Annotated in this window: 15 protein-coding genes; 5 read left to right on the top strand and 10 right to left on the bottom strand. The window is 58.0% G+C overall.

What is annotated here, in order from left to right:
* Positions 1-93 precede the first annotated feature (93 nt).
* Positions 94-507: a large-conductance mechanosensitive channel protein MscL gene (gene mscL, locus ACP7BO_RS01205; protein ID WP_060690644.1), complete on the top strand. Its 414-nt coding sequence runs from the start codon at positions 94-96 to the stop codon at positions 505-507.
* 61 nt (positions 508-568) lie between these two features.
* On the opposite strand, the gene ACP7BO_RS01200 is transcribed toward mscL, so the two are convergent.
* Positions 569-1,345 carry a ferredoxin--NADP reductase gene (locus ACP7BO_RS01200; RefSeq protein ID WP_426208214.1) on the bottom strand — a complete coding sequence of 259 codons (777 nt, stop codon included), beginning with the start codon at positions 1,343-1,345 and terminating at the stop codon, positions 569-571.
* 239 nt (positions 1,346-1,584) lie between these two features.
* Here ACP7BO_RS01200 and ACP7BO_RS01195 point away from each other — a divergent pair, with 239 nt between their 5' ends.
* The gene (locus ACP7BO_RS01195) at positions 1,585-2,709 is read left to right on the top strand and encodes a methyltransferase (protein WP_426208212.1); all 1,125 of its coding nucleotides are present in this window, start codon (positions 1,585-1,587) and stop codon (positions 2,707-2,709) included.
* 190 nt (positions 2,710-2,899) lie between these two features.
* Here ACP7BO_RS01195 and ACP7BO_RS01190 read toward each other — a convergent pair whose 3' ends face one another.
* The 3 genes from ACP7BO_RS01190 to ACP7BO_RS01180 are packed head-to-tail and all read right to left on the bottom strand — an operon-like array spanning position 2,900 to position 5,570.
* The gene (locus ACP7BO_RS01190; RefSeq protein WP_397455715.1) at positions 2,900-3,067 is read right to left on the bottom strand and encodes a DUF2474 domain-containing protein; all 168 of its coding nucleotides are present in this window, start codon (positions 3,065-3,067) and stop codon (positions 2,900-2,902) included.
* A gap of 52 nt (positions 3,068-3,119) precedes the next feature.
* A complete protein-coding gene (cydB, locus tag ACP7BO_RS01185; RefSeq protein ID WP_060690640.1) occupies positions 3,120-4,127 on the bottom strand; it encodes a cytochrome d ubiquinol oxidase subunit II in 1,008 nt (335 codons plus the stop codon).
* Positions 4,128-4,130: 3 nt separating this feature from the next.
* Positions 4,131-5,570 (bottom strand): cytochrome ubiquinol oxidase subunit I, encoded by a 1,440-nt coding sequence (locus ACP7BO_RS01180; protein ID WP_060690639.1) that lies wholly within the window; start codon positions 5,568-5,570, stop codon positions 4,131-4,133.
* Between the two features lie 401 nt (positions 5,571-5,971).
* Here ACP7BO_RS01180 and ACP7BO_RS01175 point away from each other — a divergent pair, with 401 nt between their 5' ends.
* The gene (locus tag ACP7BO_RS01175) at positions 5,972-7,207 is read left to right on the top strand and encodes an MFS transporter (RefSeq protein WP_060690638.1); all 1,236 of its coding nucleotides are present in this window, start codon (positions 5,972-5,974) and stop codon (positions 7,205-7,207) included.
* Between the two features lie 26 nt (positions 7,208-7,233).
* Here ACP7BO_RS01175 and ACP7BO_RS01170 read toward each other — a convergent pair whose 3' ends face one another.
* Entirely contained in the window at positions 7,234-7,779 is a 546-nt protein-coding gene (locus ACP7BO_RS01170; protein WP_426208209.1) for a DJ-1 family glyoxalase III, read from the bottom strand.
* A gap of 59 nt (positions 7,780-7,838) precedes the next feature.
* Positions 7,839-8,276, bottom strand: coding sequence for a DUF4879 domain-containing protein (locus ACP7BO_RS01165; RefSeq protein ID WP_397455712.1), 438 nt, complete (start codon positions 8,274-8,276; stop codon positions 7,839-7,841).
* Between the two features lie 211 nt (positions 8,277-8,487).
* On the opposite strand from ACP7BO_RS01165, the gene ACP7BO_RS01160 reads away from it, so the two are divergent.
* The gene (locus ACP7BO_RS01160) at positions 8,488-9,783 is read left to right on the top strand and encodes an NCS2 family permease (protein ID WP_060690635.1); all 1,296 of its coding nucleotides are present in this window, start codon (positions 8,488-8,490) and stop codon (positions 9,781-9,783) included.
* Positions 9,780-10,868 carry a tRNA (uridine(54)-C5)-methyltransferase TrmA gene (trmA, locus tag ACP7BO_RS01155; RefSeq protein WP_397455711.1) on the top strand — a complete coding sequence of 363 codons (1,089 nt, stop codon included), beginning with the start codon at positions 9,780-9,782 and terminating at the stop codon, positions 10,866-10,868. Before ACP7BO_RS01160 ends, trmA begins: the two co-directional genes overlap by 4 nt.
* 57 nt (positions 10,869-10,925) lie before the next feature.
* On the opposite strand, the gene ACP7BO_RS01150 is transcribed toward trmA, so the two are convergent.
* From ACP7BO_RS01150 to ACP7BO_RS01135, 4 genes are all read right to left on the bottom strand, one after another.
* Positions 10,926-13,700 (bottom strand): TonB-dependent hemoglobin/transferrin/lactoferrin family receptor, encoded by a 2,775-nt coding sequence (locus ACP7BO_RS01150; protein ID WP_426208905.1) that lies wholly within the window; start codon positions 13,698-13,700, stop codon positions 10,926-10,928.
* Positions 13,701-13,938: 238 nt separating this feature from the next.
* Entirely contained in the window at positions 13,939-14,940 is a 1,002-nt protein-coding gene (locus ACP7BO_RS01145; RefSeq protein WP_426208206.1) for a FecR family protein, read from the bottom strand.
* Between the two features lie 85 nt (positions 14,941-15,025).
* On the bottom strand, positions 15,026-15,532 hold the full coding sequence (locus tag ACP7BO_RS01140) for an RNA polymerase sigma factor (protein ID WP_426208204.1): 507 nt from the start codon (positions 15,530-15,532) through the stop codon (positions 15,026-15,028).
* 118 nt (positions 15,533-15,650) lie between these two features.
* On the bottom strand, positions 15,651-16,328 hold the full coding sequence (locus ACP7BO_RS01135) for a TetR/AcrR family transcriptional regulator (RefSeq protein ID WP_426208202.1): 678 nt from the start codon (positions 16,326-16,328) through the stop codon (positions 15,651-15,653).
* Positions 16,329-16,393 lie beyond the last annotated feature (65 nt).

Raw genomic sequence — 16,393 nt, 5'->3', positions numbered from 1 at the left:
CGATTTACAACCCTACAAGCATCGCAGCAGGCAAGATCGGCAAGGCTGACTTACACTGCACACACCAACTTCATATGTAACAAGGAATAACCTATGGGCGTGATCAGTGAGTTCAAGGCCTTCGCGGTCAAAGGGAATGTGGTCGACATGGCCGTCGGTATCATTATCGGCGCGGCATTCGGCAAAATCGTTTCATCCTTCGTTGGCGATGTAATCATGCCACCCTTGGGTTTGTTGATCGGAGGGGTGGACTTCAGTGACCTGGCCATTACGCTCAAGGCAGCCGTTGGTGATGCACCTGCCGTGGTTCTGGCATACGGCAAGTTCATCCAGAGCGTGATCGACTTCATCATCGTCGCGTTTGCCATCTTTATGGGAGTCAAGGCGATCAATCGCCTGAAACGTGAAGAGGCTGTGGCCCCAAGCGCGCCACCTGTACCGTCTTCAGAAGAGGTACTGCTCAGCGAAATTCGCGACTTGCTCAAAGCGCAAAACAATCGACCTTAACGGTCCAGATAAAAAAACGGCACCTCCAGGGTGCCGTTTTTTATTACAGGCGTGTTAATGCCTACCAATAGTTTTCCACTGCCACCTGACCCGGACGGCGACTCAGGCTTAGTTGCAAACCACGCTCTTTCAGCAACTTTCGGGTGTCATCAATCATTTGCGGATTACCACACAACATGACCCTCGAATGCTCGGCTGTCAGTTTGATATTGACCCGTTCTTCAAGTGCTCCATTTTCAATCAATGTGGTAACTCGCCCTGTTAAAGCACCTTCGTGATGCTCGCGCGTGACAATCGGCACATAGGTAAACTTGTGTGCATATTCTGACAAGTAATCACGGTCAACCAGGCCGGCAATCAACTCCTGATAGGCCAACTCTCTGGTCTCCCGCGCGCTGTAAACCAGCACGATATGTTCAAACTTTTCCCATACTTCAAAGTCTTGCAGTATCGACAGAAACGGCGCGATGCCGGTGCCGGTCGCGAGCATCCACAGGTCCTGGCCATCAACAAAACGGTCCAGGGTCAAAAAACCATAGGCCTGGCGTTCAACCAGCAAGGTATCGCCGACTTCCAGACGACTGAGTTCACTGGTGAACTCGCCTCCCGGCACGACAATGGAGAAGAACTCCAGAAATTCGTCATGGGGTGAGGAAGCCATTGAATAGGCTCTCCACACAGTGCTGCCATCGGCCTTGGTCACGCCCAGGCGTGCGAATTGACCCGCAGTGAAACGAAAACCCGGGTCGCGGGTGGTACGCAACGTGAAAAGGCCGGGGGTAAGCGGGGTAACCTCAAGCAGCGTCTGGCGGGTAAATTTTTCTGCACTGGCAGTCATGGGGCACTCCCTTGGATAGTGCCCTAGTGTCGCGCAAAGACAGACACAGGAACACCGACGGTTTGTGCTGGTTTTGCTCCCGGGGCGAGGCGATGGCATCGCCAACGGGCGGATCTGGCTCACCGGATAAACGCATCGGGTAATCCCCGGCAAAAAAAAGTAAAATCACGCCCACCTGTAAAACCCACGGACGCCAGTGCTGCGAAGTCGCCGCTGATGATTCTCCAGAGTTTGTATAAATGCCTGTGCTCGAAAGCCCTTTCGCCCAACTCCGCTTGATCCGCCAACCTGAACAGCAAAACGAGCCGTTACAGGCTTTCGACGCTGCGGACGAGTATCTGCTTAACCATTTGGCCGAACAGGGTCTGCCCGCCAACAGCCGGGTGCTGGTGCTTAATGACAGTTTTGGGGCACTGGCGATCAGTCTGGTGACCACCATGCACGTCACCAGCAGCAGCGATTCGTTCCTCGCCATCCAGGCCCTGGAAAAGAACCTGGTACGCAATGGTCATGCATTCGATGCCGTCACGGTCATTCCCGCCAGCGAGCCACTGGTTGGCCCTTTCGACTGCGTGCTGGTACGAGTGCCCAAAACCCTGGCGCTGCTCGAAGAACAGCTCATTCGTCTGCAAGGTCAGTTGGCTCCGGGCGCGCAAGTGATTGCAGGCGCAATGGTCAAACATCTGCCCCGGGCAGCCGGCGATTTGCTGGAGCGCTATATCGGCCCGGTCCAGGCTTCACTGGCAGTGAAAAAAGCCCGCTTGCTGATTGCGACACCTGAAGCCAAAGGGCCGTTTACCTCGCCCTACCCTTCGCGCTACTCACTGGACGAGCCCGCCATCGAGCTGCTCAACCATGCCAACGTCTTCTGCCGTGAAGGGCTGGACATCGGCACCCGTGCGTTCCTGCCCCACCTCCCCAAAAACCTGGGCTCGGCTCGGGTTGCGGACCTGGGTTGCGGCAATGGCGTACTGGCTATCGCCAGCGCTTTGAATAACCCGGACGCCCACTACACGCTGGTGGATGAATCCTTCATGGCGGTGCAATCGGCTCGCGAAAACTGGCAAGCGGCGCTGGGCGAGCGAGAAGTGACTGTGCGTGCCGGTGACGGCCTGGCGGGGCAGGAACCCGATTCACTGGACGTAGTGCTGTGCAACCCGCCCTTCCACCAGCAACAAGTGGTGGGCGACTTTCTGGCCTGGCGGATGTTTCAGCAAGCCCGGGAAGCACTGGTCGTCGGCGGTGCGCTGTACATAGTCGGCAATCGCCATCTGGGTTATCACAGCAAGCTGGCCAAACTGTTTCGCGGTGTCGAACAAGTGGCTGCCACACCCAAGTTTGTGATTCTCAAGGCGCGCAAGTAAGCCCCCATTGGGAGCAGCCGGTCCACGCTCGATTGCTCGCGCGCTTTTCAAGAATGCTGCGTTCACTCTGTAATCAATATGGGCTTGGTAAAGAGCTCGCGAGCACGCTCGCTCCTACTCTGGGCCGGGCCATGGAGTCATCCATAAACTAAAAAACCCTCCGAAGAGGGTTTTTTATGAGTGGCGAGCATCAGTGGCTTTTCATGCCCGCAGCGGTCATGAAAAGTCGGATCAGCCAGGCAAATACGCCCAGTGACACCACACTGGCGGTCCAGATCACCAGCAACCAGCCAATGCGTTGCCACAACGGCTTTTTCTCGGCCTCTTGCACTTCGCGTAGATAGTCCTTGCCAGCCATGTTGCAGCCCCCTCTCGGGAAAAGGCTGCGGCCATCAGGCCGCAGCTGCACTCTAGTGATAACCGTCTTCGTGGGTGACCTTGCCGCGGAACACGTAGTAGCTCCAGAAGGTGTAACCCAGAATGAACGGGATGATGAACAGGGTGCCCACTAGCATAAAGCCCTGGCTTTGCGGCGGTGCGGCAGCTTCCCAGATCGTGATCGATGGCGGGATGATGTACGGCCACAGGCTGATACCCAAACCGCTGTAGCCCAGGAATATCAACACCAGGGTCAACAGAAACGGGGTGTAGTGGGCGTTGCGGGCAATCGCTTTGAACAGACCGAACATCGTAACCAACACCAGAATCGGCACTGGCAGGAACCAGAACAGATTTGGCAGGGTGAACCAGCGCGCAGCGATTTCAGAATGTGCCAGCGGCGTCCACAGGCTGACAATGCCCATCAACACCAGTACTGCCAGGGCCAGCGGGCGCCCCAGTTTGTGCATCTGCTGTTGCAGGTCGCCCTGGGTTTTCATGATCAGCCAGGTACACCCCAGCAGGGCATAAGCCACGATCAGTGCAAGGCCGCAGAACACGGTAAAAGGAGAGAGCCAGTCCAGGCCGCCGCCGGCGTACTGCCGGTTGACTACCGGTATACCGTCAATGAAGGCCCCCAGTGCCACCCCCTGGAAAAACGTGGCCACCAGAGAACCGCCAATAAATGACTTGTCCCAGATATGACGTTTCTCGGGCCTGGCCTTGAAGCGAAACTCAAAGGCCACACCGCGGAAGATCAGGCCCAGCAGCATCAGGATCAAAGGCAGGTACAACGCTGACAATACGACCGAATAAGCCAGCGGGAAGGCACCAAACAATGCCGCGCCGCCCAGCACCAGCCAGGTTTCGTTGCCGTCCCAGACGGGGGCAACCGTATTCATCATCACATCACGATCACTGTCGTTCTTGATGAACGGGAAAAGGATGCCGATCCCGAGATCGAAGCCATCCATGATCACGTACATCATGATCCCGAAGATGATGATGATTGCCCATATAAGTGGCAGATCAATACCCATGACTCAATTCCCCTTAGTCAGGCTGTCGCTGTGGCCTTCATCCGTACCCTCATGGGCAGCAGACAGAGGACGGGAAGGCGTGCGTGGCTGGCCTGGACCACCTTCGTTGTGGGTTTCGCCTTCATGGGTGATCGGGCCCTTGCGCACCAGACGCATCATGTAGCCCAGACCCACACCAAACAGCGCGAAGTACACCAGTACAAACAGGACCAGAGTGATGCTCATTTGCGTGACGCTGTGATTGGACGACGCATCCGCTGTGCGCATGAGCCCGTACACCACCCAAGGCTGACGCCCGATTTCAGTGGTAAACCAGCCCATCAGGATCGCCACCAGACCCGAAGGTCCCATCCACAGCACCAGACGCAGGAACCAGCGGTTCTCGTACAGCGTCCCGGTCTTGCGTAACCACAGGCTCCACAAGCCGATGAAGATCATCAGCATGCCCAGCGCAACCATGATCCGGAACGTGAAGAACACGATGGTCGAGTTCGGACGATCTGCGGCCGGGAAGTCCTTCATTGCCGGGATCTGTTTATCCAGACTGTGGGTCAGGATCAGGCTGCCCAGGTACGGCAGTTCGATCTTGTAGTCCGTCGTCTCGGTTTTCATGTTCGGGATGCCAAACAGGATCAGCGGCGACGGCTCACCGGGCTTGTTCTCCCAGTGACCTTCGATCGCAGCAATTTTCACTGGCTGATACTCAAGCGTATTCAGGCCGTGGGCGTCGCCGATAAAGGCTTGAACCGGTGCGACCACCAGCGCCATCCACATCGCCATCGAAAACATGCGGCGGATGGCGGGAGTGTTGCGGCCGCGCAACAGGTGCCAGGCTGCCGAAGCGCCGACAAAGAACGCCGTGGCCAAAAAGGCGGCCGTGGCCATGTGCGCCAGACGGTAAGGGAAGGACGGGTTGAAAATCACTGCCAGCCAGTCCATCGGGATTACCCGGCCATCAATGATTTCGAAGCCTTGGGGGGTCTGCATCCAGCTGTTGGACGCCAGAATCCAGAAGGTCGAAACCAGTGTGCCCAGGGCCACCATCACCGTGGAGAACATGTGCATCCCGCGACCGACACGGTTCCAGCCGAACAGCATCACGCCCAGAAAACCGGCTTCAAGGAAGAACGCGGTGAGGACTTCGTACGTCAGCAAGGGCCCCGTAACAGCGCCGGCAAAGTCAGAGAACCGCGACCAGTTCGTGCCGAACTGGTAGGCCATGACCAGGCCGGATACCACGCCCATGCCAAAATTGACTGCAAATATCTTCGACCAAAAGTGATACAGATCGCGGTAGGTGTCCTCACGGGTTTTCAGCCACATGCCTTCGAGCACCATGAGATAACTGGCAAGACCGATGGTAATGGCGGGAAAAATAATGTGAAACGACACGGTAAACGCGAACTGGATTCGGGCGAGATCGAGAGCCTCAAAACCGAACATATGTCTTCCTCTATCAGGTATCAGGTCGTTCAGAACACAGACGCTGCGTCTGTGTCCAACTTCCCTGCTGATAATGGCCTCAGCGAATCGGTGTCCGCTTTTGCAACCACCACGCAAGGGGTCTGGCCGGCTGGCCATCCAGATAAACCGCAAAGGGCTTTGACCTGGATCAAACATTGATCAAAGAGTAGTCCATTCCCGTCAGTGCGCTAATGTGGTTTTTTGCCGCGTGACATGATGTCCCATGGCCAGTAAAACACTGTTGCAGGAATCAAAACTCTCATCCAAAAAGCCTCCACCGGCAGCGCTTCAAGTGATCGTTGCGCAGTCAAATTTGGGTCATTATTTGTTACACAAAAATGATAGTCTCAATCGCTCCAGCCCTCTGCCCCGACCCTTCAATGACCAGCCAGCCTCTCCTGTTACGTCATCACCGGCCATTTGTGGCCTTCTGGTTCGCCCGCATCTTCACTGCCAGCGCTTTTCAAATGCTGACCGTGGCCATTGGCTGGAATATCTACCAACTGACCGGCAACGTGATGGATCTGGGCTGGGTCGGGCTGATCGAGTTCGCCCCGCGGGTGATGTTCATGCTGCACACCGGGCATGTGGCAGACCGCTATGATCGCCGCCGGGTCGCGGCCTTGTGTCAGTCGCTGCAGGCCATGATTGCCCTGACCCTGGCCATCAGCAGTGCAACCGACCATATAAGCCGTGAGTTGATCTTTGTCCTGGCGTTTCTGCTGGGGGGCGCCCGCTCATTTGAAATGCCCACCACCCAGGCATTACTGCCTTCTATAGTGCCCATCGCGCTGTTCCCGCGGGCCGTGGCGGCCGCACAAGCAGCCCAGCAATCAGCCACCATCGTTGCGCCGGCACTGGGCGGGCTGCTTTATGCGTTTGGCAGCGTCTGGGTCTATGGCCCCACGGTGGTGCTGTACCTGATTGCCGCACTATTAATGAGCAATCTGCCTGCGCGCCAGACTGCACTGAACAAGGGCAAGGCAACCCTGGACTCACTGTTGGCCGGCATTCGGTTTATCCGCAGCCGGCCGGACATCCTCGGCGCCATCTCCCTGGACCTGTTCGCGGTGTTGCTCGGCGGCGCCACGGCGTTGCTGCCGGTGTTTGCCAAGGACATCCTGCTCACCGGGCCTTGGGGTCTGGGCATGTTGCGCTCGGCGCCTGCAGTCGGTGCCCTGCTGATGTCACTGTGGCTGGCCAGGTTCCCGGTTGAACGCAAGGTGGGGCGCATCATGTTTACTGCTGTGGGCGTGTTTGGCGTCGCGACCATTGCGTTCGGGCTGTCGACCTCGTTCTGGTTTTCGATGGCGGTGCTGGTGGTGCTGGGTGCGGCAGACATGATCAGCATGGTGATCCGTGCCTCGTTCGTGCAGCTGGAAACGCCCGATGAAATGCGCGGGCGGGTCAGTGCAGTCAATGGCCTGTTTATTGGTGCTTCCAACCAGTTGGGCGAATTCGAGTCCGGTGCTACCGCCCATTGGCTAGGCACCGTGCCTGCCGTGTTGCTGGGCGGAGTCGGTACCCTGGTGGTCACGGGGCTGTGGATAAAACTGTTCCCCGGGCTGGCCAATCGCGACCGGATGGTGGAAGAGAAACAACCGGATCAACTGTAATACCAGCGCCAGCCGCGGCCCCTCTTCTATAGCTGTGCGGCCACTGCGTTGCGTCGAGCCTTGCCGCCGAGCTGCTCGACCAGCGTGAGAGCAAACGCCAAAGCCGCCCCTGAGCCTTGGGCGGTGATGCAGTTGCCATCCACCACTACCGGCTGGTCGATGAAGTTGCATCCCGAAAGCCGGTCGCTGACAGCAGGCAGGCATGTCATGCGCCGCTGCTTGAGCAGCCCGGCAGGCTGCAGAACCAAAGCTGGAGCCTGGGCAATCGCCGCGTAAAAACCTCCGGCCCTGGCCTGATCCGCCAACATTTGCAGCAGAGGTTGATGCGCCACCAGGTGCTCACAACCCACTGCACCTCCCGGCAACACAATCAGGTCAAAAGGTTGCGCCAGCAGGTCAACCAGCATGCCATCGGCGGTCAGCCGTGTGCCACGGGCGCAGGTCAACATGCGCCGCCCCTCGACACTGGCAACCACCACCTCGACCTCGGCACGACGCAGTACATCGATCAAGGTCACGGTTTGCAGGTCGTCAACGCCTTCAGCAACAGCAATCAAGGCTCTAAAGGTCATGGGGCATCTCGCACAGGGGGTCGTATCAGCCTAGTCCAGCTTCGCCTCCAGGGTGCTGGCTACTTTATATACAGCCTGGCGCCGAGACGATTGTGCGGGGAAGTCAGGGAGGTGTTACTGAACTCGAACCAGCCGCCATCCTTGTTACCCAGATCAAAGCTATAAAGGTAACCCACCGTAGTACCGGCACCATTACAGGTCACAAGGCCTTCACCCTGATTGCACACCGGGGTGCGGACGCCATCCACTTCCTGGCCGTCCAGGCTCACATTCGGCTGGCCGCCATAGCCGCGTTCAAGCACGTAAACCTTGATGCCCGGGCCCTGATGATCGCATCTGGTCTGTTCGCGGCCATCCGACACATCCTCTACGGCGCAGGATACGGACACCACCTTGAGTATTTCGACACGGCTCAAGGGCATCGCCGGTGCAGCGCTCAACGCAGCACTTATCAACAGGGTGAAACAGACAAAAACAGGCTTGATAGTGCACTTCATGATTTACCCCCAAAACTGGCATGCAGTATGCCTGTGCCCTCGACGTTACAAAACATTGCCCCGCTGGGTAACCAAAGCAGCCAGACGTTGGAGTCTGCTGGTATGATGCGCGGCTTTTTCCGACAGACAGAAATTCTTCAGGCCATTAGGGTCTGTGCTTTGCTGTTGAAAACGATTTAATCACGGCGCATTGGGCGCCACGGGGACTGGCATGCTGGAAAGGCTGTTTCAACTCAAAGCACATGACACCAATGTGCGTACCGAGATTCTTGCGGGTATCACCACCTTCCTGGCGATGGCCTACATTCTCTTCGTGAACCCGAGCATCCTCGGCGAAACGGGCATGGACAAAGGCGCCGTATTTGTCGCCACCTGTCTGGCAGCCGCCATCGGCTCGGCCACCATGGGCATCATCGCCAACTACCCGATCGCCCTGGCTCCGGGCATGGGCCTGAACGCCTTCTTCACCTACACCGTGGTGCTGCACATGGGCCACACCTGGCAAGTGGCGCTGGGTGCAGTGTTCATTTCAGCGGTGCTGTTCTTCCTGTTGTCGATCTTCCGCATCCGCGAATGGATCATCAACAGCATCCCGCTGCCGCTACGCTCGGCCATTGCCGCGGGCATCGGCCTGTTCCTGGCGCTGATTGCACTGGGTAACGCCGGGATCGTCGTCGCCAACAAAGCCACCCTGGTGGGCATGGGCGACCTGAGCCAGCCTAAAGTGATTCTCGCCTCTCTGGGTTTTGCCCTGATCGTAGGCCTTGAAGCCCTGAAAATGCGCGGCGCCGTGCTGATCGGCATTCTGGCCGTGACCGTTGCCTCGATTGCATTGGGTGTCACCGAATTTGGTGGCGTAGTGTCGATGCCGCCGTCCCTGGCCCCGACCTTCCTGCAACTGGACATTAAAGGTGCTCTGGACATCGGCCTGATCAGCGTGATCTTCGCCTTCCTGTTCGTTGACCTGTTCGACAACTCCGGCACCCTGATCGGCGTCGCCAAGCGCGCCGGCCTGATGGGCAAAGACGGGCACATGCCGAAAATGGGCCGGGCCCTGATCGCCGACAGCACCGCGGCCATGGCCGGTTCGTTGCTGGGTACCTCGACCACCACCAGCTACATCGAGTCGGCAGCAGGCGTGAGTGCCGGCGGCCGTACCGGTCTGACAGCCATCGTGGTCGGCATCATGTTCCTGCTGGCGTTGTTCTTCTCGCCATTGGCCGCCAGCGTTCCGGCGTTCGCGACCGCCCCGGCGCTGATGTTCGTTGCCGTATTGATGATGAGCGGCCTGGCCGAAATCGACTGGGACGACATCACCGTCGCCGCACCGGTCGTGGTCACCGCCCTGGCGATGCCGTTCACCTATTCCATCGCCAACGGCATCGCCTTCGGCTTTATTTCCTGGACCGTGATCAAACTGCTGTCGGGCCGCGCTCGCGAGCTCAATGCGCCGCTGATCATTCTGTCGATTCTGTTTGTGATCAAGCTGGGTTGGTTTAACGCATGAGTGCTTTGCCGTTTGATTCTGCTACCTACGCCATTGAGCTTGAGGCCAAGGCCAATCGTCTGCGCGAGCTGTTAGCGCCCTTCGACGCGCCTGAGCCACAGGTGTTCGACTCGCCTCTGAAGCACTTCCGTCTGCGGGCCGAATTCCGCCTGTGGCGCGAAGGGGGCGAGCGTCACTACGCCATGTTTGCGCCAGATGACAAGCGCACGCCGATCCTGATCGAAGAGTTCCCGATTGCCAGCCTGCGCATCAATCAACTGATGCCGCAACTCAAGGCCGCCTGGAAGGCCAGCGCCGCCCTGAGCCACAAACTGTTCCAGGTGGAGTTCCAGACCACTCTGTCCGGCGATGCGATGGTCACTTTGTGCTATCACCGCCCGCTGGACGAACACTGGCAGACCGCGGCCGAACAGTTGGCCAAAGACCTGGAAATCAGCGTGATTGGCCGCTCCAAAGGCAAACGCGTAGTCATCGGGCGTGATCACGTGGTCGAGCAGTTGGTCGTGGCCGGCCGCACCTTCACTTATCAACAGCCCGAAGGCGCGTTCACTCAGCCAAACGGCACGGTCAACCAGAAGATGCTCAACTGGGCATACGAAGCGCTGGGCGAGCGTCAGGATGATCTGCTGGAACTGTACTGCGGCAACGGCAACTTCACCCTGCCGCTGGCCACCCGCGTACGCAAAGTGCTGGCCACCGAAATCAGCAAGACCTCGGTGTATGCCGCGCTGAACAACCTGCGCGACAACGCTGTGGATAACGTCACGCTGGTGCGTTTGTCGGCCGAAGAGCTGACCGAGGCCCTGAACGAAGTCCGTCCCTTCCGCCGCTTGCAGGGCATTGACCTGAAAAGCTACGAATTTGGCAGCGTCTTCGTCGACCCGCCACGCGCGGGCATGGACCCGGACACCTGCGAGCTGACCCGACGCTTCGACAACATCCTGTACATCTCCTGCAACCCGGCCACCCTGGCCGAAAACATCGCCCAATTGCACGATACCCACCGTATCGAGCGTTGCGCCGTGTTTGACCAGTTCCCGTGGACTCACCACATGGAATCGGGCGTGTTGCTGGTTCGCCGGTAAACACCTGCACCCCGCGTGGGTAGCCTCTGCCACAGGCAGCGGCTACCCCGGCAGGACCTAGAACTTGTACTCCAGCATGCCACTCAAAGTACGGCCTCGCGCCAGACTCAAGTTATTGGCATCGCCCATTGCCACGAAATACGCCTCGTCCGTGGCGTTCTCCATGACCAGCGTGATGTTCAAATCATCGGTCGCCCAGTAACTGGCATACAGGTCATACACGCTGTACTTGGGCCAGGTGGCCTGTTCAATACTCTGGTAGTTGTGAGTATTGATATCACTGTTGTTACCCGGGCTATAACGCATGCGTATTCCGGTATCCAGGCGACGCTCCAGAAAGCGTGCACCCACGGTCAACGAACCTCGGTCCGCAGGTATATAGGCTGCATTGCCCATTACTTCCCCGCACGAAACATCAGCGTTGCGCTTTGCATCCTCCAGCCACTCCTTTTCACTGACCATCCGGATGCCCGTGGTCCCGTCGGGACGCGTGTAGCGCTCAATTGTGCTCTTCAGGGTTTTCCCGGACTTCATGGCGCCCCCCATAAAGTAATCCTTGGAGCAAAACTCATTGCTGCCAATCATGTGGGTATAACTGACGTTGGTATACGCACGGCCCATATCATAACTAAGTTGATATTCAACGCCGCGAAAACGGGTGTCGTTCATGTTATTGGCGTAAACCAGATCACCAAAACTGGTCTGCGGCGTTTCAGGCAGCGCAATACCGTAGCGCATGAACGAGAAGTTCTTGATCCGGTTATCGAAGTACGAAACTTTCATCCCCAGACGATCGTTATCAAAGAATAAGGACTCTTTAAAGATATTGAAGCCGACTTCCCAGTCCTTCGATTCTTCAGGTTTGAGGAACGGGTTGGGGAAGACCCGTTCCGGTGCGTTGCCACCGTGGGGGCGCCCGGTCATGAACACTTCAGTGACCGCCGGCGGACGCCAGCCCTTGCCCACCCGCGAATACAATTGCAGCCAGTCCACACCGGGCTTGATTGCAATGCCAAAGGTCGGCGAAAACTGTCCGCTCTGACGGTCCACGTCATACAGCTCTTCGGAACGAATCGACGGCCCGAGGCCTATGACCGCAACCCCGTTTTCATAGCGCAGCACGTCTTTGCGAAAGAGCGTCAGGCCAGTCTTGCCTTCAAGGCGATAACGGTCATAGCGCAGCCCGCCGCTGAGGTTGAACCAGTCGTTGTAGTCATATTCCAGATTACTGAACAGACTGGCCATGGTGCGCGTACCTGTCGGGTTCGCCCCCTCCACATACGGTTTGGTCTGCTCGCTCGACGCCCCGAGCTTCGCGGTTTTGGGCTTGAATTTGTCCTGGTACATCTCCAGGCCCAAGGTCCAGTTCAATTGGCCCCAGGTATCGAAATTGAACAGTGCCGTGTTCTGCGCCTGCAGGCCCCAGGTATCGGTCCGGAACCGGTCCTTGTAGGCATCGAAGGCATTCTCGGGAGTCGCTTTATGCCCGGCGTTGGCCCGTTCAAGTTCGGTGGTGACGTAATAGGCCTTGGCCTTCAGGTCGATCAGCGGGTTGTCCGGGTTGTAGCTGTAATCAAGCGCGTAGTTCGCTGTTCCCAGGTTGTTCTTGCTGTGGCGCACATAGTCATAGCCTGACAGGTCAGCTCTTGAGTAGGTCCACGAGTCGTTGCTGTCGCTGTCCGTGTTCAGGTAACTGAGCTCCACACGCTGGTCGTTGGGCAGATTGAGTCCGACCTTGGCCATTTGTGAGCGCGTTACGCTGCCCGCATCACCGACTTCGCTTTTAAGCCAGTCTTTCCAGGCTTCGCGCTGATATTTTTTGACCCGGATTTCATCTCCCAGGTTATCGGCGTTTTGCCGACCGCTGCGGTAATTGCCAAAGTGCCGTTCACTGACGGCGAACAAGGCATCGCCGATCTCATTACCGAACGCGAACACTGCGCCACCGTTGAAGTAGGTGCCATTGCCCATTTCTCCGAGGCCGCTGCCCGCACGAATGCGCCCGCCGAACTCTTTGCCGTCCTTGAGAAAATCACTGGCTTGCAGGGTGTTGAATGTCGCGATCCCGCCCAACACCCCTGCGCCGCCCATTACCGACTGGGACCCTTTATCGATTTCGACGCTGGAGATCATTTCCGGATCGATCAGCATCACGCCGTTGCGGTGCTGATGGCCGTTAACGTTGAAGTTCTGGCGCATGCCGTCAACGTTCATGTTGACGCGGCCATAGTCCTGCAAGCCGCGGATATTGACCGACAGCCCCGGGTCGCGCTGATCCACTGCGGTGTATACGCCGGGGGTTTCTTCCAGCATGTCGGCGGCATGGCGCGGTGCGCGCCTGGCAATCTGCTCCTGGGTGATCACCGACACTGCTTTAGGGGTTTGATACACCCAGTCAGCGCTGTTGCCGTTGCCTTCGCTGGCTGTAACCGAGGTCGTGCCCAGCGCCAAAGCACTTTTATGCTCGCCGCTGACGCGGGACAGAGTCACTTGGCGCTCCCCGGTGAAGCGGTACTCCACCGGATTATTGCCCAGCAATCGGGCCAGGCCTTCCTGCACCCCGAAGTCGCCTTGCACCGCTTGAGATTGCAGCCCACGCAGCATCGGGCTGTCGAACAGCACCTGCAAACCGGCCTGTTCGGCAAAAACCAGCATGGCCTTGTCCAGCGGCTGCGCCGGAATATGAAAAGCGATGAATTCTTGTTGAACGGCGCTGCTGGCTTTTTCAGCAGCCTGTACCGACGCGTGCGCGGCCAGCATTGCGACCATTGCGACATGAACAGCAAAGGCCAACCGGCTCGCGGCCCCTGCCCCTTTGCGCTGACTACCCATCATTATTGTTATCCCCGGACTGCATGACTTGTTATGCGAATGAATCTCAATAGCAAGACGTGCCGACAGGGGAAAGTCAGTAATATTTTTTGCGATTAATTTATAAACCGCCTGCGGGTGCTGGCTGACTCAACCCCCTCACGCGCAGCAAACCCTGTAGGAGCGAGCTTTCAACATGACCGCGAATCGCTCGCCAGCAAGCTCGCTCCTACGAGGTTGGGGGGGCTTCAATGTGGGATCAATAAATCAGGCTGACGCCAGCCAGTTCCACGCGCTGCACGTGCAATTCCCGGGTCAGGGTCTGCAAGGCGCTGTCGAGCAGTTCAAGGCGGAATACGCCACTGATCTGGCGGGTGGCAAGCGCAGGATTGGCCAGAATGATCTGGCCCGGACGATAACGATTGAGCTGCCCGATGACCTGAGCCAATGGCTGGCGATCAAATACCAGTACCCCGCGCCGCCAACTGGTGGCCGCGCTCAGGTCGAAACCGGGAAGGGCCTGTACCCCATTGCTCGCGCTGTAGCGGGCACTTTGACCTTCCATCAAGGTTTGCCGGGGCGACCCCTGGGCCGGCAGCGTTTGCAGGCTGACCGCCACGCTGTGTTGCAGCACGCCGACCCAGGCCTGATCACTGCTCTGGCGGCCGACCACAAACCGGGTACCCAGCGCTTTGGTTTGACCGCCCGCACTTTGCACCACAAAGGGCCGGGTTTCAGCCTCGCCCATCGGCGCGACATCAAATACCGCCGAGCCTGCCAGCAACCGGATGCGACGCTCAGCGCTGTCGTAGTCGATGCGTATTGCACTGGATGCATCCAGCTCCACCGAACTGCCATCGACGAGCTGGACGGTACGGATTTCTCCTGTACCAGTCCGGTAATCGGCTTCGATTTGTAACAGCAATGTAGGTCCGCAGGCCCAGCCGACCGCCAGCACCAGCGAGAGCACTGCAGCCGGCTTTACCCAGCGCAGCAGACGCCGACGTCGAGTGACGGGGACTGACCGCGCAACCTTCGGGCGCAGGCGAAGATCAGCAGGTTTGGAGTCCAGCGCCAGATCCCCCAGTGCTGCCCAGGTCTGCTCGGCGAAACGCAAGGCCGGAGCATGTCGCTGATCATCTGCCAGCCACTGCGCCAGCCGGGCCTGCGCCTCGGCGTCAAGCTCTCCCGCGTGCAGACGCACCGCCCAGTGTGCGGCGGCCTCAGTGATGGTCTGCTGTTCCGGGCCTTGGCTATTCACGTGGGAATCTCAACTTCTCATTTATATAAGCAGTGACGTCTTGCTCACCGCTTGTCAGTAAACCGTTGGTCGACATAAGGGCGGATTATTTCTCAGGCTCTTGAAGACGCTGCATGACATAGGCCAAAGCTTTAGCCAGATGCTTTTGCACTGAGCTGTCGCAGATATCAAGGTGACGCGCGACTTCAGCATGGGTCATGCCCTCGATGCGGTTGAGCCGGAAGATTTCTCGGGTGCGCTCAGGCAGTTCTGCCAGTGCCCGTTTTAGAGCCATGCGCTGTTGTTCAGCCATCGCCTGGGCCTCCAGCCCTGCCAGTTCATCCTCAATCTCAGCCAGCGCCTCATGCGCGACCGAGTCGGTCTTGCGCCGGGTCTCCTGGCGAATGTGATCGACCAGCAGATTCCCAGCGACGCGATAGAGGTAGCCGGGGGAGTTATCGATCTGTTCCTTACCCGCGCGCTCGGCCATGCGCAGAAAACTTTCCTGCACCAGATCGGCAGCCAGTTGCGGGTCTCGTACCTTGCGCGCCAGATACCCGCGCAGGGTACTGGCGTGCTTGAGGAACAAGCCCTTGAGGTCCATATCCGACAAACCGGCTCCCTGGTGCACATAGGAAAGAGGGCCGCTATCTTACTTTTTGTCGAGAATGATTTTCAATTGATATTAACTGTCATTGCGCGCTGTGCCTGGATTGGCCTGATTTCAGCGTTTACGCCTGCAAATAGCGTAAAACCGAGTCGGTAATCATCTCGCGCTGACGCTGCTTTATCTGGCTGTCAGACAAATCGATCTGAAAAATCTCACCCAGCGTGTAGCGGTTCGACACCCGATAAAAGCAGAAAGAACTCACCAGCAAGTGGACGTCGAGCGCATTGAGACCCGGCCGAAACACCTTCTGCTGCACCCCGCGCTGCAAGATTTCTTCCAGCGCATGCACGATGGTGTCGTTCAGGGCTTTGATGCCTGACGAACGCTTGATGTACTCGCCCTTGTGGATATTTTCGACGCTGACCATACGTACAAAGTCCGCGTTCAGGTCGTGGTGGTCAAAAGTGAATTCCACCAGCCTGCGAATCGCCGGCACCGGCGCCAGCTCCTCGAGATGCAACTGGCTTTCAATGTGCCGGATCTGCCCGTAGAGCTTCTCCAGTACTTCGACGTAGAGCTGCTCCTTGCTGGTGAAGTAGTAATAGATCATGCGTTTGGAGGTGTTGGTGCGCTCCGCGATCGCGTCCACCCGTGCCCCCGCCAACCCCTGCTCCACAAATTCGACAAGGGCTTCTTGCAGAATGTTTTCGCGGGTCTTTTCCGGGTTGTTTTTACGGCTTTTACGCGGTTCGACAACCGGGGCCGTGGCGCCGGTGTCGACTTCTGGAATCTGGGTCATTAAAGGCTCACGGCCATCTGGGAATGCCCGCGATTATGGGCCGCCCCGTCCATCGAAGGAAGTCG

Source organism: Pseudomonas sp. TWR2-1-1 (genome assembly GCF_049897045.1).
GTDB lineage: Bacteria > Pseudomonadota > Gammaproteobacteria > Pseudomonadales > Pseudomonadaceae > Aquipseudomonas > Aquipseudomonas versuta.
The sequence above is the reverse complement of the archived record's forward strand: the minus strand, read 5'-3'. Positions and strand labels throughout refer to the sequence as shown.

Excerpts from the sequence above, each read along its gene's own strand:
- mscL (WP_060690644.1), top strand. The coding sequence starts at position 94 with ATGGGCGTGATCAGTGAGTTCAAGGCCTTCGCGGTCAAAGGGAATGTG.
- ACP7BO_RS01200 (WP_426208214.1), bottom strand. The coding sequence starts at position 1,345 with ATGACTGCCAGTGCAGAAAAATTTACCCGCCAGACGCTGCTTGAGGTT.
- ACP7BO_RS01195 (WP_426208212.1), top strand. The coding sequence starts at position 1,585 with ATGCCTGTGCTCGAAAGCCCTTTCGCCCAACTCCGCTTGATCCGCCAA.
- ACP7BO_RS01190 (WP_397455715.1), bottom strand. The coding sequence starts at position 3,067 with ATGGCTGGCAAGGACTATCTACGCGAAGTGCAAGAGGCCGAGAAAAAG.
- cydB (WP_060690640.1), bottom strand. The coding sequence starts at position 4,127 with ATGGGTATTGATCTGCCACTTATATGGGCAATCATCATCATCTTCGGG.
- ACP7BO_RS01180 (WP_060690639.1), bottom strand. The coding sequence starts at position 5,570 with ATGTTCGGTTTTGAGGCTCTCGATCTCGCCCGAATCCAGTTCGCGTTT.
- ACP7BO_RS01175 (WP_060690638.1), top strand. The coding sequence starts at position 5,972 with ATGACCAGCCAGCCTCTCCTGTTACGTCATCACCGGCCATTTGTGGCC.
- ACP7BO_RS01170 (WP_426208209.1), bottom strand. The coding sequence starts at position 7,779 with ATGACCTTTAGAGCCTTGATTGCTGTTGCTGAAGGCGTTGACGACCTG.
- ACP7BO_RS01165 (WP_397455712.1), bottom strand. The coding sequence starts at position 8,276 with ATGAAGTGCACTATCAAGCCTGTTTTTGTCTGTTTCACCCTGTTGATA.
- ACP7BO_RS01160 (WP_060690635.1), top strand. The coding sequence starts at position 8,488 with ATGCTGGAAAGGCTGTTTCAACTCAAAGCACATGACACCAATGTGCGT.
- trmA (WP_397455711.1), top strand. The coding sequence starts at position 9,780 with ATGAGTGCTTTGCCGTTTGATTCTGCTACCTACGCCATTGAGCTTGAG.
- ACP7BO_RS01150 (WP_426208905.1), bottom strand. The coding sequence starts at position 13,700 with ATGGGTAGTCAGCGCAAAGGGGCAGGGGCCGCGAGCCGGTTGGCCTTT.
- ACP7BO_RS01135 (WP_426208202.1), bottom strand. The coding sequence starts at position 16,328 with ATGACCCAGATTCCAGAAGTCGACACCGGCGCCACGGCCCCGGTTGTC.